The sequence below is a fragment of the Pseudomonas sp. LP_7_YM genome, assembly GCF_004364435.1.
In the GTDB taxonomy this organism is placed as follows: domain Bacteria; phylum Pseudomonadota; class Gammaproteobacteria; order Pseudomonadales; family Pseudomonadaceae; genus Aquipseudomonas.
This window is the reverse complement of sequence record NZ_SOCT01000010.1, coordinates 109,381-124,695: the sequence shown is the minus strand read 5'-3', so window position 1 is coordinate 124,695 and position 15,315 is coordinate 109,381. Positions and strand designations below refer to the sequence as shown.

Sequence of the window (15,315 nt, the reverse complement as noted above, 5' to 3'; positions counted from 1 at the left end):
TCGCAGCAGCAGCTTAGCGAGTGGTTACCTCGGTAGCAGCGAAGAAGTAAGCGATTTCGCGAGCCGCAGCAGCTTCGGAGTCGGAGCCGTGAACAGCGTTGGCATCGATGGAGTCAGCGAAGTCGGCACGGATGGTACCGGCAGCAGCTTCTTTAGGGTTGGTAGCGCCCATCAGCTCACGGTTCAGAGCGATGGCGTTTTCGCCTTCCAGAACCTGAACGACAACCGGACCGGAGATCATGAAGGCAACCAGGTCACCGAAGAAACCACGGGCGCTGTGTTCAGCGTAGAAACCTTCTGCTTCAGCTTTGGACAGTTGCTTCAGCTTGGAAGCAACGACGCGCAGACCGGCTTTTTCAAAGCGGGTGGTGATCTCGCCGATTACGTTTTTTGCAACGGCGTCAGGCTTGATGATCGAGAAAGTACGTTGAACAGCCATGGTGGAACTCCAGAAACGATGATTATTGCGAAAAATTAAACCCGCGAATTATACGCGGGTTCTGGTGTATTGCCTAACGTGCAAAGATGATCAGTCTATTTCGTCGGCCCAAAGGGTCTGGACCGCTTCCAGCACCTTCTCGCCGACCCTGCCGGAAGTGTCGTCGAATTCGGGCAACTGCCGGATCATCTTTTGCAGTTTGGTGAAACCAACCGAATATGGATCAACTTCCGGGTGGGCTTCCGCCAATTGTTCAGCGATGCGCTGTACGTCATTCCAACCGTAATTCATGACAACTTCCTGAATCAGTGCGGCGCTTCAGCTGCGTGGTTAAGCGAGTACTTCGGTATTTCGACCGTCAGGTCTTCAGTACCGACCTTGGCCTGACAGGCCAGACGCGATGTCGGTTCCAATCCCCACGCACGATCAAGATAGTCCTCTTCCAGCTCGTCAGCCTCTTCCAGTGAGTTGAAACCCTCACGGATAACGCAGTGGCATGTGGTGCAGGCACAGACACCGCCACACGCGCTTTCCATTTCGATGTGATGTTCGTGAGCAAGCTCAAGAATCGATATGCCTGGCTTGGCCTCGACAACCAGTCCCTCCGGGCAAAACTCCTTGTGGGGCAGAAAAATCACCTGCGGCATCTGTTATTCCTCAATCTCATTCAGGTTGCGTCCTGACAGGGCGGCTTTTACCGTCGAGTCCAGGCGGCGGGCCGCGAACGCGTCGGTCACCTGCGACAGACGCTTGGTCTGCTGCTCGATGGCCGCACCGTCGGTGCCCTTCATCAATTCACGGAGTTCTTCGACCTGCATCTCGATGACCATGCGCTCTTCGGCATCGAGCAAACGCTCGCCATCGGCCTGCAAAGCCCCTTCCACGGCTTCGACCAGACGCTGGGCATCGACCTGCTGCTCGCGCAATACCCGCGCGACCTTGTCGTCGCCGGCGTACTGGAACGAATCCTTGAGCATGCGGGCGACTTCGCCATCGGTCAGGCCATAGGAAGGTTTAACCTGGATACTGGACTCCACGCCGGACGCCAGCTCGCGCGCGGAAACGCTCAGCAGACCATCGGCATCGACCTGGAAGGTAACCCGAATCTTCGCCGCACCCGCGACCATCGCCGGAATGCCGCGCAGATCGAAACGTGCCAGAGAGCGGCAATCGCTGATCAATTCACGCTCACCTTGCAGCACGTGAATCATCATGGCCGACTGACCGTCCTTATAGGTGGTGAACTCCTGAGCGCGGGCCACGGGAATCGTGGTGTTACGCGGGATCACCTTTTCCATCAGCCCACCCATGGTTTCAAGGCCGAGGGACAGCGGAATAACGTCCAGCAACAACAGTTCGCCACCATCGCGCTTGTTGCCCGCGAGTGTATCGGCCTGAATTGCAGCACCAATGGCGACGACCTGATCCGGGTCGATTTCGGTCAGCGGCTGGCGGCCAAAGAGCGCGGCAACCGCCTCACGTACACGCGGCACGCGAGTCGAGCCACCGACCATTACCACCGCTTCCACTTCGTCCAACTCGATACCGCAGTCACGCACAGCTCGACGGCAAGCCTTGAGGCTGCGAGCGATCATCGGCTCGATCAGCGCATTGAAAGCGCCGCGAGTCAGCACACCCTTCCAGGCGCCATGCACGACGTCGACCGAATCTGTATCGGTGAGGGCTTCTTTGGCAATGCAGGCGGTCTGCATCAGGCTGCGCTGGGCAGACGGGTCGATGTCCCCCGACAGACCGGCTTCAACGATGATCCAGCTAGCAATGGCGTGATCGAAATCATCACCGCCCAGCGCGCTGTCACCGCCCGTGGCCATGACTTCGAAAACACCACCGGTCAGGCGCAAAATTGAAATATCAAAGGTACCTCCGCCCAGATCATAGATCGCAACAACGCCTTCGGCATTCTGATCAAGACCATATGCCACTGCAGCGGCCGTCGGCTCGTTGAGCAGACGCAGTACGGTCAAGCCTGCCAGCCTGGCGGCGTCCTTGGTGGCTTGACGCTGGGCATCGTCGAAATACGCGGGAACGGTAATCACCGCACCCACCAGATCGCCACCCAGCGTCGCCTCGGCGCGCTGACGCAGCACCTTGAGGATGTCAGCGGACACTTCCACAGGGCTTTTTGCGCCCTGGACGGTCTCGATGAACGGCATGTGCGATTCGCCACCGATGAAACGATAGGGCAACTGGTCACCCAGATGCTTCACATCGGATATGCCACGGCCCATGAGGCGCTTGACCGAAATAATGGTATTCAGGGGGTCCAAGGCTGCGGCGTCCTTGGCGGACTGGCCGACTTCGACGCGATCAGCGTGATAACGAACTGCGGACGGCAGGATGATCTGCCCATTGTGATCGGGAAGAGGCTCACTGATACCACTGCGTAATGCAGCGACCAGCGAGTTGGTGGTGCCGAGATCAATCCCGACGGCCAGACGACGCTGATGAGGTTGTGGACTTTGGCCGGGTTCGGCGATCTGCAGTAGAGCCATTGCTTTTCTGATATCACTGGCGCGCCGCCCAGGAGGCGGCGCGGGGTTAATCGTCGAGGCGCTCTTCCAGCTGGCGCACTTCGTAGGAGAGCTTGTCGAGGAACTGCATGCGACGCATCAGCCTTTCGGCCTGCTCACGCTGTGCAGCATCGTCCCAACAGGCCGCGAAGCTTTCGTTCAGTTCTTCCTGCGCAACCTTGAGCCGACGCTTGAAAGTCGCCACGCCGTCCAGATCCGCTTCATCCTGCAGGTCTTCGAGTTCTTCGCGCCACTGCATCTGCTGCATCAGGAACTCAGGATCCTGCACAGTGATTTCCAGCGGAACTTCGCCCTTGAGCGCCAACAGGTAGCGCGCACGTTTCGGCGCACTCTTGAGGGTCTGGTAGGCATCGTTCAGGCTCGCCGAGCGCTCCAGCGCAACACGCTGCTCACGCGCCGGGGCGTCAGCGAAACGGTCGGGGTGCACGCTACGGGCAAGCTCGCGATAACGCGTGGCAAGCAGGTTCAGATCCAGGCGGAAACCCGGCTGCAGGTCGAATAGAGCGAAGTGACAAGGAGTACCCACAATAAGCCTCAGACGTTGAAGCTTTCGCCGCAGCCACATTCACCGCGCGAGTTGGGGTTGGTGAACTTGAAGCCTTCGTTCAACCCTTCCTTGACGAAATCGAGTTCGGTGCCGTCCAGGTAAACCAGGCTCTTGGGATCGATGATCACCTTGACGCCATGATGTTCGAACACAGTGTCTTCACTGTCTGGCGCATCGACGAACTCAAGTACGTACGCCAGGCCAGAACAACCCGTGGTGCGAACACCCAGACGAATGCCATCACCTTTGCCGCGCCCTTCGAGGGAACGACGCACGTGATTGGCGGCAGCTTCGGTCATGCTGATAGCCATCGTGACTCCTTACTTACTTGCAAGCGGGGCGAAGACTGCTCAGAGCAGGCCTTTCTTCTGCTTGTAATCGTGAACGGCGGCCTTGATGGCGTCTTCGGCGAGTACCGAGCAGTGAATTTTCACCGGCGGCAGCGCCAGTTCCTCAGCCAGCTGAGTGTTCTTGATGGTCTCTGCTTCGGCCAGAGTCTTGCCCTTCATCCACTCAGTTGCCAGGGAGCTGGAAGCGATGGCAGAACCGCAACCGTAGGTCTTGAACTTGGCGTCTTCGATAATGCCTTGCTCGTTCACCTTGATCTGCAGGCGCATGACGTCGCCGCAAGCCGGAGCGCCGACCATGCCAGTGCCGACGTCAGGATCTTCCGCGTTCATCTTGCCGACGTTGCGCGGGTTCTCGTAGTGGTCGATGACCTTTTCGCTGTAAGCCATGATTCAAATCCTCATCAGTTACGCCTGTCGCTCTCGCGACACTTCAAAAACCCTGTTTTCAAAGCGCCGCATTCATGTGGCGACTTTAAATTAGTGTGCTGCCCACTCGATCTTCGAGATGTCAACGCCGTCTTTGAACATGTCCCACAGCGGTGACAGAGCACGCAGCTTGGTGACAGCCTCGCAGACTTTCTGCGCGGCCCAATCGATTTCTTCTTCAGTGGTGAAACGGCCGAAGGTGAAACGGATCGAGCTGTGTGCCAGCTCGTCGTTGCGACCCAGGGCGCGCAGCACGTAGGAAGGCTCCAGAGAAGCCGAGGTGCATGCAGAGCCGGAGGAAACCGCCAGATCCTTGAGCGCCATGATCAGCGACTCGCCTTCAACGTAGTTGAAGCTCAGGTTCAGGTTGTGCGGCACGCGGGCAGTCAGGCTGCCGTTGACGTACAGCTCTTCGAGATTCTCGACCTGTTTGTAGAAGCGGTCGCTGAGTGCCTTGATGCGCACGTTTTCCGCAGCCATGTCTTCCTTGGCGACACGGAAGGCTTCACCCATACCGACGATCTGGTGGGTTGCCAGCGTGCCGGAACGCATGCCGCGCTCATGACCGCCGCCGTGCATGGTGGCTTCGATACGCACGCGAGGCTTGCGGCTGACGTACAGCGCGCCAATACCTTTCGGCCCGTAGGTCTTGTGGGCGGAGAAGGACATCATGTCGACTTTCAGGCTGGACAGATCGATGTCGACCTTGCCGGTAGACTGAGCAGCATCGACATGGAACAGCACGCCACGCGAGCGGGTCAGTTCGCCAATCGCCGCGATGTCGTTGATGGTGCCGATCTCGTTGTTCACATGCATGATCGAAACCAGAATGGTGTCGTCGCGCAGAACAGCTTCGATCATCGCCGGAGTGATCAGACCGTCAGTGGTCGGCTCCAGATAGGTGACTTCGAAACCCTCACGCTCCAGTTGGCGCATGGTATCGAGGACAGCCTTGTGTTCGATCTTGCTGGTGATCAGGTGCTTGCCTTTGCTGGCATAAAAATGCGCCGCGCCTTTGATCGCCAGGTTGTCAGACTCGGTGGCACCGGAGGTCCAGACAATTTCGCGCGGGTCGGCATTAACCAGATCAGCGACCTGGCGACGTGCGTTCTCGACCGCCTCTTCGGCTTTCCAGCCAAAGACGTGGGAGCGCGAGGCCGGGTTACCGAAGTTGCCATCAACCAGCAGGCAATCGCTCATCTTCTGCGCAACACGCGGATCGACCGGGGTCGTCGCGGAATAATCGAGGTAAATCGGCAATCTCATTGAATATCTCCTATCGGGCAGGCGCGCCGCGCGTGCATCTGCGTTCACTCAACGGCGGATGTTTCAATCTTGTCCAGAAGCTGCGCTCTGCTATTGCAACGACGCAGGTCCTGACGTTGGGCGACTTCCTGCACTTCACGGCGAGTGACGAGGTCGGCCAGGCTGATACCGCTTAGAAATTCGTGAATCTGCTGGCTGAGGTCGCACCACAGATGGTGGGTCAGACAGGTATCGCCAGCATGACAATCACCGAGTCCCTGGCAGCGTGTCGCGTCGACCGATTCGTTGACTGCATCGATCACTTGCGCCACCTGAATTCCCTGCATGGCTCGGGACAGCTGGTAGCCACCACCGGGCCCACGCACGCTGGACACCAGATTGCTGCGACGCAGCTTGGCGAACAGTTGCTCGAGATAGGAAAGGGAGATCCCTTGCCGCTCGGAGATATCGGCCAGGGACACTGGCCCATGCTGCGCGTGCAACGCCAGGTCGAGCATGGCGGTAACGGCGTATCGGCCCTTTGTAGTCAGTCGCATGACATGTACCGCGGAGGTTCGGAATGAAGGCGAGTATGCTATTCCCGAGTATTTAAGTCAACTATAAGACCTAGTGAAACAGTCGGGATTACGCGCAAAAATAGCGGCGGCATGATAGCAAAGCCAAGGCTGAAATGGGATGCCCGGCTTACGCCCCGCTGCACGGAAAGCTTATTCCTGAGCGCTCCTGCCCTCGCCGCGTTCCTCGATGCAGTCGAAAACTTCCTTGCGCAGCTCTGGCAGCTCTTTCTCGCGGTACTCGCACCCCAGGCTTTTGAGCGCTTTACCCATGTCTTCCATGCGTACGTCGACGGCCTGCAGATGGTCGAGCAGCTGCCCGATCGCTCTGGCAACCGGGTCCGGCATGTCTTCGCTGACGCCGTAGGCATCGAAGCCGATCTTCTCGGCCATCGCCTTGCGCCTGGATTCGGTCGTACTTTCCTGAGCACCGCTTTCATCCGCTTTGACGATGATCCGCCCAGGAATGCCCACCACGGTTGCACCCGCCGGAACAGGCTTGGTGACCACGGCGTTGGAGCCGACCTTCGCGCCCGCGCCCACCGTGAACGGACCCAGGACCTTGGCGCCCGCCCCCACCACGACGCCCGACTCCAGGGTCGGATGGCGCTTGCCTTTGTTCCAACTGGTGCCGCCCAGCGTCACGCCCTGATAGAGCGTCACGTCATCACCGATCTCGGCCGTCTCGCCAATGACGATGCCCATGCCATGATCAATGAAGAAGCGTCTGCCGACCTTGGCACCGGGATGAATCTCGATACCGGTCAACCAGCGACCGAAGTTGGATACCATGCGCGCCGGCCATTTCAAATCCTTGCGCCACAACCAGCCGGAAAATCGATGCAACCAGATCGCGTGCATGCCGGGGTAGCAGGTCAGCACTTCGAATGCGTTTCGGGCTGCCGGATCGCGGTGAAATACGCTTTGAATATCTTCGCGCAGACGCTCGATCATCACTGATCCTTCCGTTTGTAGGGCTCGCCGTTGGCCGCTTTCTGGGTTTCGGTGAGGATGCCACGCAAAATGCTCATCTCAGAACGATTGACGGCCGAACGCCCGTAAAGCCTGCGCAGCCGTGCCATCAAGTGTCGAGGCTTCTCTGGATCGAGGAAGCCGATGTTGACCAGTGTGGCTTGCAGATGCTCATAGAATTTCTCCATCTCATCCATCGTTGCCAATTCGGTACTGCGCACCGAGTTCACTTCGAACTTCTCGATCTTGCTCGCCTGCCCTTCACTCGCCAGCCACGCCATGCGCGCCTCATAACTGAGCACCTGCACAGCGGCGGCAAGGTTCAACGAGCTGAATTCGGGGTCGGAGGGAATATGCACATGGAAGTGACAGCGCTGCAGCTCCTCGTTGGTCAGTCCGGCGTATTCACGACCAAATACCAACGCGATCTCCTCACCCAGCGCAGCGTGCTCTATCGTCTTGATGCCGGCTTCGCGGGGGTCCAGCAGCGGCCAGGGGATGCGACGATCCCGGGCGCTTGTGCCCATCACCAGATTGCAGCCAACCAAGGCATCTTCCAGGGTCGCCACCACGTGGGCGTTCTGCAAAATGTCGCCGGCACCGGAAGCGCGGGCATCAGCTTCGTGGTGGGGAAACATGGCCGGGTCAACCAGCACCAGACGCGAAAGCCCCATGTTCTTCATGGCACGCGCCGCGCCACCGATATTTCCCGGATGGCTGGTTCCGACCAAAACAACACGAATATTTTGCAGCACTGGTGAGGTCTCGCTTGCAGATGGAAAGGGGGTCGAATCTTACAGAAACGCCCGGCCCAAGGCTACGAACCCTTGCACCACAGGCTCTACATACACGGTTGAAGCGCCGCATACCCGACACCATCGACTCAGGACGAGGCGACCGGACGCAGGGTAAAAACGGTGGAGTTGCGCTGGAAATCGTCGACAAGAACCCATAGAATGCCCGGCTCTCTTTAACGACCTAGGTGATACATCCATGCAGCCCATGCTGAATATCGCGCTGCGCGCCGCCCGCAGCGCCAGCGAATTGATTTTCCGCTCCATCGAGCGCCTGGATACCATCAAGGTCGATGAAAAAGACGCGAAAGACTACGTAACCGAAGTTGATCGCGCCGCAGAAAAAGTCATCATCGACGCGCTGCTCAAGGCTTACCCGACCCACGGCATCCTGGGTGAAGAAACCGGCCTGAAAGAAGGCACAGGTGAAGGCGCAGACTACCTGTGGGTCATCGACCCGCTGGATGGCACCACCAACTTCGTACGTGGCGTTCCGCATTTCGCAGTCAGCATCGCCTGCAAATACCGTGGTCGCCTTGAGCACGCCGTCGTGCTCGATCCCGTTCGCCAGGAAGAATTCACAGCCTCTCGTGGTCGTGGCGCTCAACTGAACGGCCGTCGTCTGCGTGTCAGCCCACGCAAGGGTCTGGAAGGCGCTCTGCTCGGCACCGGCTTTCCGTTCCGCGAGAATCAGCTCGATAACCTCGAAAACTACATGAACATGTTCCGCTCGCTGGTGGGCCAGACTGCGGGCATCCGCCGAGCTGGCGCAGCAAGCCTGGACCTGGCCTATGTTGCGGCCGGTCGCTTCGATGCGTTCTGGGAGTCGGGCCTGTCGGAGTGGGACATGGCTGCTGGCGCTCTGCTGATTCAGGAAGCAGGCGGTCTGGTCAGCGATTTCAATGGCGGTCACGACTTCCTCGAAAAGGGCCACATCGTTGCAGGCAACACCAAGTGCTTCAAAGCCGTCCTGACTTCCATCGCTCCATTCGTACCCGCGTCGCTGAAGCGTTAAGCTTCGCCGCTGCCGTTTACAGAAAACACCGCCACTGTACGAATTCGTCGTATCAGGTACATGCGCGGCGACCGGCCTGCCGAGTTCGCTGCCGTCGTAACCTCCGACGTCTGCACGGGACCAGCGGCGCGTGTCGATGTGAGGTACAACCCGGACATGAGCGTTAACGCAGTGTGATTTTCCGCCCGCTCAACTCTCGGGACAGATCAATGAAATTCTGCAGCGGCGGCAGCTGGTTGAAACTGCGGCACACCAGCGTGATGGGCGCATGCAGTCGAGGCTTGGCGTTACCGATCCGGCAGTAGACGACGCTTTCCTTGTGCACATCCTTCATCGAGGCAGGCACGATGGAAATCCCCGCCCCTGCAGCCACGAGACTGACATTGGTGAGCATGCGCTCGACCTCGAAAGCGATCTTCGGGTTGAAGCCTGCGTTCTGACAGGCCTTGATCAGATTGGCGTACATGCCCGGTGCACCTGGGCGACGGACGAGAATGAACTGCTCGCCAGCAAGATCCGGCAGAGAGATGACAGGCGCTTCATCTCCCGCCGCATGTCCTGCGAGTAACCCATGCCCTACCGGCAATGTCAGCAACATTTCTTCATTGAGCAGCCGATGAAACTCGATGCTCTGATGACGACTGACCGGCGCGCGCAAAATACCGACATCCACGCTGCCCTCGATGGTCGCATCCGTCAGTTGTTGGGCACTGCCCTCCTTGAGTGAAACAGCCACCCCCGCAAAGCGTTCGCGATAGGCGCGGATGATGCGCGGGATCAATGGATGAGCCGCTGCCGAGCTGGTGAAGCCGACACACAGCTGGCCCTCTATGCCACTGGCAGCGCGTGAGGCCTTGAGCGCCCCTTCTTTGACCCGCGTCAGAATGTCCTGCGCCTCTTGCAGGAATACCTGCCCGCCAGCAGTCAGATCCACGCCTTTGGGGTGACGCTTGAACAGCTCGAAGCCCAGTTCATCTTCCAGCGCACGAATCTGCTGGCTGAGCGGCGGCTGCTGCATATTCAGCCGTGCTGCCGCGCGAGTGAAATGGCGCTCTTGGGCCACCATCACGAAATAGCGCAGATGACGAAGCTCCATGTGGTCTATCCCGTGGAGAGATTTTATGATTGCCGCCGATCAATGCGACACTGGCCGGCAAGCGTGCCCAATCGCCACCTCACTGGCAAGGCACGCTCATAACAATAAGCACGCCACTTACGGATCATTGATGCCTGACAGGCTCCTGCGCAGCACGACTCTGCACCTTCTTCTGGCCATCGTCTGTGGCGCGCTTCTGGGTGTCTTCGATCCTGGGCTCGCGATGGAGATGAAACCGCTGAGCGATGGGTTTATCCGCGTCATCGGGTGGCTGATGCCGTTCATGATGTTCCTGTTGATCGCGTCCGGCGTCGCGGGCCTGCAGGTCAGGCAGCGTGGGCTGGGTGTCAGGGTGTGGCTTTACTTTCAAAGCATGGCGCTGCTTTCTCTGGCGCTGGGCTGCCTGGTTACCCAGCTCACGCACCCCGGCACTGGAACGGGCTTGGGTGTTTCGGCGCTTGCGACGAATTTCGACATTGCGCCGCCATCATCAACCGCCTTTGCCTGGGCAGCCGCAGGCTCAATGCTGACTCGCGCACTGACGCAAAATCCTATTCTGCAAGTGATGCTCGCGGGTCTGCTGACAGGAACCTTGATGGCGCGAGCCCGCGGTCGTCGTCATGTCGATGCAGCGCGACTGATGCTGGAAAAAATCGTCGACGTGCTGTTCAAGGGCTTGAGGCAGGTCCTTCGATTCGCCCCCATTGCCGCGTTCGGCGCCATCGCGTTCACCGTCGGCAGGTTCGGCCCGGCCTCCGCGCTGCCGCTGCTCAAGTTCGTGGCCGTCATGTACCTGGCCTGTGGCGCGTTTGTTCTGCTGATATTAACGCCCATAGCACGAGCGTGCGGCACCTCGCTGTGGTCATTGGTCATTCATCTCAAGGATGAGCTGTTGCTGGTCACCTTCACCGGCTCTTCAGTCGCGGCGCTGCCGGGGCTGATCGAGAAGATGCAGGCAGCGGGCTGCGACCGGCAAGTGACGCGCCTGGTTCTTACTACGGGCTACACCTTCAACCTCAGCGGTTCGAATATCTACCTGATCACGGCAGTGCTGTTTCTGGCGCAGATGTCAGCCATCGACCTGTCGGCGACCGACTTGCTGACGCTGCTGCTGATTGCTCTGGTAACGTCGCTGGGGTCTACCAGTATGGCGGGATCGGCCTTTTTCACCTTGATCGTAACGTTGAATCTGCTGCACGTAGTGCCTGTGGAGGGCGTGGGATTACTGCTGGGCGTGGAGCGTCTAATGAAATGCCGCGTGCTGACCAATGTCTTGGGCAACTGCGTGGCCTGTCTCGCGATTGCGAGGTGGCAAAATGCATTGATCCTCTGGGAGCGAATTAATCCGCGAGAAGGCAGCGTGGTCGATGAACCTCCATCGCCCAAAGCACCCAATCGCGAATGAACTCGTTCCCACAGAACCTGCACCTGCCGGCTCTGCGGCGCTCCCTCGCCAGCAGTCTTACCCCTTGGACGACAACAGTTTCTCGAAGGCCCGATCCAGATTACCTTCAGCCTGGGTCAGCTTTTCCCTACGCTCGCGAAGCCATGTCTGATCAGCGTCCAGCGTCTTGTGCGCTTCGGCAAGCATGCGCTTGACCTCTTCCGGTTGCGGACCGCCAGTGCCTTTGCGGGTCTTGACCATATTCTCCGGCGACAGCGAGGCACGGAAGGTCGCTTCGTCCAGCGGCAAGGTGTTTTGCTTCCACTGATACTTGTCCGCGGCCTTGGTGAAGAGCTTCTGTGCATCGGCATAGGGGAAGGTTTTCGGGGTCAGGCCTTCGCTGCGCGCCTGCTCGACGATCAGCGACGCAAAGCTGTGACCAATACGGAAGGGCACCTTCTGCGTACGCTCCAGCGTGTCAGCCAGTTCCATGGAAGTCGTCCACTCGTTCTCCAGCTCTTCGCGGGCACGCTGCGGATTGACCTGCAATGCATCGAGCACCGCATCCATGGCGCCGAACATGTCCTTGGTTGAATCGAAGATGCCGAGCGAGTCGAAAGCGAACTTGTAGTCAGTCATGCCGGTGGTCACGTTGTGCGCACGCAAGGTGACCGTCTGCGCCAGTCCTACAACGTCCGAGGCGGTTTCACGAGTTCGCATCAGCAAACCCGGATTACGTTTCTGCGGCATCGCGCTGCTGGTGTAGGTTTTTTCCTCGTCCAGCAGCAACCACGGACGGATCTGGTGGTACTGAGTGTGGATATCGCCAATCATCGCCCCGACCCGGATGGCCGAAGACGAGGCGATGTTCGCCGCCTCGATAGGAATGTCATAGGTCGAGACCTGGCTGGAATCCAGTGAGTTTTCCCGCACGCCGTCGAAGCCCAACAGTTCGGCCAGGCGCTCGCGGTTAAGCGGATACGCCGAATTGGCCAGCACTGCGGTGCCCATCGGGCTCTGGTTCAAGCGCTGATACAGCTCGCGAATGCGCTGGCCGTCGCGATCGAAGGCCGCCTCGAACGCCAGCAGGTAATGCGCGTAGGTAATCGGCATTGCTTGGACGCCGTTGGTGTACGCCGGAATCAGCGTATCAACATTTTTATCTGCAAGATCCAGCAGGCGTTTACGCGTCGCGTTCATCGCTTCGCTGTAGGCCAGAACGTCGGAACGCAACTTGGCCAGCCGGTAAGTGGCGAGCATGTCCTGACGGCTGCGACCGGAGTGGATCAGCGAGGCTTCCGGGCCGATCTTGTCGGTCATGATTTCCTCCAACTGCAGCACGTCGCTGGGGCGCTTGCCGTTTGGCTGATCCGCCTGGTCGATGGCATAGCGCACACCCGTGGCGATCTTCTGGCCCATTTCGGGTTTGACGATCCCCTCCTCTGTCAGCATGACGATTGAAGCTTTGTTGATCCGGTTCAGCCAGGAAAACTGGCTTTCGGTCTTGCTGCCCTTGGTCTTCGACTTATCCACCGACGCGCCGATTTTTGCGGCCTGCGCCGCGCACTCTTCGGTGGTCTTGCACGGCAGGTCCGCAGTATTGGCCGCGTAGGCGCCATAACTGTTGAACAGGGCAAAAGCCACGGCCAGGTGGATAAGGGTTTTTCTTGTTAGCATCTTCAGGCTCCAATGCGGCGAAGGCCGCGGGTAAGCGGTGTGGGGTCTTGTGCAAAAAGTCAGGACTTACAACAACGGCAATGTGTAGCTAACGATCACGCGGTTCTGGTCAATGTTGCTGCCGCCATTGCTTCGATAGCTGCCGTTGCGCCACTTCAACTCGAGGTTTTTCAGAGCGCCGCTCTGGAACACGTAGGCGATATCGGTGTTGCGTTCCCATTCGGTGCCTTCCTTGCTGCCGCGAGCGAAGTTGTCGCCTTTGAGGTAACGAGTCATGAAGGTCAGGCCCGGCACCCCGACGGTGGCAAAGTTGTAATCGTAGCGAGCCTGCCATGAACGCTCTTCAGGATTGGCAAAGTCAGGGGAGATCATCACGTAGTTGACGAGAAACGAGTCGGTACCCGCCAGATGAGGGAAGCCGGTTTCGCCATTCATGCGCTGATACGCCACGCCGAAACTATGGCCGCTGATGTTGTAGGTGAATTTGGCGCCGATGGCCGTGTTGTCGACGTTGGTGTTGCCGTCCTTGAGCGAGCGTGCGTAGCGCAGGTCGCTCTTGATCGACTGCGATTCACTCAAGGGAAAGCTGTGCAGCAGCGTGACAATGTGTTGTTTGTAATTGTTCTCAAGGCCGCCGTAGTTGTAGGACGTGGTCAGGCCTTTGCTCCAGTTGAAGCTGGCACTGGCGAAGTCGAACCTCTCACTGGGACGACCGCCCTTGATGCTTTTGCCGGTAGCTTCAATGTCCTCGTGGCCGCTGTCGTTGCGCTCGGTATTGCTGGTCAGGCGCCCGACATTAAGGGTCATATCGTTAATGTCTTTTGAGGTCAGTTGAGCACCGCGAAAGGTTTGCGGTAACAGGCGTCCATCGTTGGGCAGAACCGTGGGTAATTTGGGCATTAAGGTGCCGACGCGCAACACGCTCTTGGAGATTCTGGCCTTGGCGGTCACGCCTGAACGGCCATAGTCGTCGGGCGCTTTTTGGTCACCGACCGGCAGCAGACCCGTGTTGCGGCGATCAGGACCTGAGTCCAGTTTCAGGCCGAAGAGCCCAATGGCGTCCACGCCAAAGCCCACCGCACCTTCAGTAAACCCGGACTCGAACTTGAGAATCAGGCCCTGGGCCCATTCATCGCGCTTGGACTGACTCGCGCCTTCCTGGCGGTAGTCGCTGTTGAAATAAAAATTTCGAAATTCCAGATCGGCTTTGCTGTCTTCGAAGAAATCGGCTTCGGCAAAACCTGGACAGGTCAGACTCAAACCCAAGGTAGCAGTCTTAAGGCCTATGGAAACAGGGCTTTTATGCATTTTTATATCCCGCGTGGTGTTGCTGATTTTTATTAGAGTTATGCAGTGGACTCACAGGCACAGACGCCAAAAGCCACCTGAAAAAGCTTACGCGGCAGGGTTTCGGATTAAAAATATATAGTTACTACCCATTCGATACTTAATACATATGGGATCACAAAGGCGAGTTGGCACATCTACAGGAGCAGGCTTGCAGAGCCCGTGTATAAAACCGGGCACAAAAAAACGCCCTTGCATGTAGGGCGTTTTTTGAACTGCGTGAACCAGAGGCTTTATTGACCCGCCTGACTCAATTCCAGCTGCCCCTCTTTATTAACCGGAATCTGGCTGCCCGGATCACGATCCATGCGCACTTGGCCGACCTTGTCGTTGAGCTTGTACTTCACGTTGTAGCCCACCACCTTGTCGCTGATGTCATTGACGGTATTGCAGCGCGATTCGCTCGTGGTGTAGGTATCGCGGTTCTGCATGCCTTCCTGAACCTTGTTACCGGCGTAGCCACCCCCGACAGCACCGGCAACGGTCATGACTTTCTTGCCGTTACCGCCCCCGATCTGGTTACCGAGCAAGCCACCCGCTACAGCACCGATGACGCTACCCACGATCTGATGCTGATCCTTGACCGGAGCGCGATGCGTGACGGCGACGTCCTTGCACACTTGACGAGGGGTTTTGATCTGTTCTTTTACAGGCTCGACGGCGAGTACGTCTGCGTACTCCGGACCGTTTGATTTAACGAGGCTATAGGTGGCCAAAGCGCCACCGGCGGTGACACCGACAGCACCCAATACCGCACCAACTAGCAACGATTTGTTCACGTGAACCTCCTGACCCTATTCAGCGCAATTGCTCACGCTACTCCCAGCCTTGGAGCACAAAAAAAGGCGCGAGTTCATACTCGCGCCTTTTTAGTGTGCCGGCTGACCAGAACAATC

At 58.3% G+C, this 15,315-nt stretch carries 17 protein-coding genes; 2 read left to right on the top strand and 15 right to left on the bottom strand.

Translation table 11 applies throughout. The annotated features are described in order from the left end of the window. Positions 1-13: 13 nt before the first annotated feature. From ndk to trmJ, 11 genes are all read right to left on the bottom strand, one after another. Entirely contained in the window at positions 14-439 is a 426-nt protein-coding gene (gene ndk / locus EC915_RS20040; protein ID WP_133752248.1) for a nucleoside-diphosphate kinase, read from the bottom strand. 90 nt (positions 440-529) lie between these two features. Further along, complete coding sequence (gene iscX, locus EC915_RS20035) at positions 530-730, bottom strand: Fe-S cluster assembly protein IscX (RefSeq protein WP_133752247.1); 201 nt, start codon at positions 728-730, stop codon at positions 530-532. A gap of 14 nt (positions 731-744) precedes the next feature. Continuing rightward, complete coding sequence (gene fdx / locus EC915_RS20030) at positions 745-1,086, bottom strand: ISC system 2Fe-2S type ferredoxin (RefSeq protein ID WP_133752246.1); 342 nt, start codon at positions 1,084-1,086, stop codon at positions 745-747. A 3-nt stretch (positions 1,087-1,089) separates the two neighbouring features. Further along, positions 1,090-2,952, bottom strand: a complete 1,863-nt coding sequence (gene hscA, locus EC915_RS20025) for a Fe-S protein assembly chaperone HscA (protein ID WP_133752245.1) — start codon at positions 2,950-2,952, stop codon at positions 1,090-1,092. 46 nt (positions 2,953-2,998) lie between these two features. Beyond that, positions 2,999-3,517 carry a co-chaperone HscB gene (gene hscB / locus EC915_RS20020; RefSeq protein ID WP_133752244.1) on the bottom strand — a complete coding sequence of 173 codons (519 nt, stop codon included), beginning with the start codon at positions 3,515-3,517 and terminating at the stop codon, positions 2,999-3,001. Between the two features lie 8 nt (positions 3,518-3,525). Next, complete coding sequence (iscA, locus tag EC915_RS20015) at positions 3,526-3,849, bottom strand: iron-sulfur cluster assembly protein IscA (RefSeq protein WP_133752243.1); 324 nt, start codon at positions 3,847-3,849, stop codon at positions 3,526-3,528. 39 nt (positions 3,850-3,888) lie between these two features. Further along, on the bottom strand, positions 3,889-4,275 hold the full coding sequence (gene iscU, locus EC915_RS20010; protein WP_133752242.1) for a Fe-S cluster assembly scaffold IscU: 387 nt from the start codon (positions 4,273-4,275) through the stop codon (positions 3,889-3,891). Between the two features lie 90 nt (positions 4,276-4,365). After that, positions 4,366-5,580, bottom strand: coding sequence for an IscS subfamily cysteine desulfurase (locus EC915_RS20005; protein WP_133752241.1), 1,215 nt, complete (start codon positions 5,578-5,580; stop codon positions 4,366-4,368). A 44-nt stretch (positions 5,581-5,624) separates the two neighbouring features. Next, positions 5,625-6,116, bottom strand: coding sequence for a Fe-S cluster assembly transcriptional regulator IscR (gene iscR, locus EC915_RS20000; protein ID WP_133752240.1), 492 nt, complete (start codon positions 6,114-6,116; stop codon positions 5,625-5,627). Between the two features lie 171 nt (positions 6,117-6,287). After that, on the bottom strand, positions 6,288-7,088 hold the full coding sequence (gene cysE / locus EC915_RS19995) for a serine O-acetyltransferase (protein WP_133752239.1): 801 nt from the start codon (positions 7,086-7,088) through the stop codon (positions 6,288-6,290). Further along, complete coding sequence (trmJ, locus tag EC915_RS19990) at positions 7,088-7,861, bottom strand: tRNA (cytosine(32)/uridine(32)-2'-O)-methyltransferase TrmJ (protein WP_133752238.1); 774 nt, start codon at positions 7,859-7,861, stop codon at positions 7,088-7,090. Before trmJ ends, cysE begins: the two co-directional genes overlap by 1 nt. Positions 7,862-8,099: 238 nt before the next feature. On the opposite strand from trmJ, the gene suhB reads away from it, so the two are divergent. Beyond that, positions 8,100-8,915: an inositol-phosphate phosphatase gene (suhB, locus tag EC915_RS19985; RefSeq protein ID WP_133752237.1), complete on the top strand. Its 816-nt coding sequence runs from the start codon at positions 8,100-8,102 to the stop codon at positions 8,913-8,915. Between the two features lie 163 nt (positions 8,916-9,078). Here suhB and EC915_RS19980 read toward each other — a convergent pair whose 3' ends face one another. Further along, a complete protein-coding gene (locus EC915_RS19980; RefSeq protein ID WP_133752236.1) occupies positions 9,079-10,011 on the bottom strand; it encodes a LysR family transcriptional regulator in 933 nt (310 codons plus the stop codon). A 130-nt stretch (positions 10,012-10,141) separates the two neighbouring features. Here EC915_RS19980 and EC915_RS19975 point away from each other — a divergent pair, with 130 nt between their 5' ends. Continuing rightward, complete coding sequence (locus EC915_RS19975) at positions 10,142-11,416, top strand: cation:dicarboxylate symporter family transporter (protein ID WP_133752235.1); 1,275 nt, start codon at positions 10,142-10,144, stop codon at positions 11,414-11,416. Positions 11,417-11,473: 57 nt separating this feature from the next. On the opposite strand, the gene EC915_RS19970 is transcribed toward EC915_RS19975, so the two are convergent. The 3 genes from EC915_RS19970 to EC915_RS19960 all read right to left on the bottom strand — a co-directional run bounded on the left by EC915_RS19970 (position 11,474) and on the right by EC915_RS19960 (position 15,198). Continuing rightward, positions 11,474-13,072 (bottom strand): argininosuccinate lyase, encoded by a 1,599-nt coding sequence (locus tag EC915_RS19970; protein ID WP_133752234.1) that lies wholly within the window; start codon positions 13,070-13,072, stop codon positions 11,474-11,476. 66 nt (positions 13,073-13,138) lie between these two features. Further along, on the bottom strand, positions 13,139-14,380 hold the full coding sequence (locus tag EC915_RS19965) for an OprD family porin (RefSeq protein ID WP_133752233.1): 1,242 nt from the start codon (positions 14,378-14,380) through the stop codon (positions 13,139-13,141). 272 nt (positions 14,381-14,652) lie between these two features. Continuing rightward, positions 14,653-15,198, bottom strand: coding sequence for a glycine zipper 2TM domain-containing protein (locus EC915_RS19960; RefSeq protein WP_133752232.1), 546 nt, complete (start codon positions 15,196-15,198; stop codon positions 14,653-14,655). Positions 15,199-15,315 lie beyond the last annotated feature (117 nt).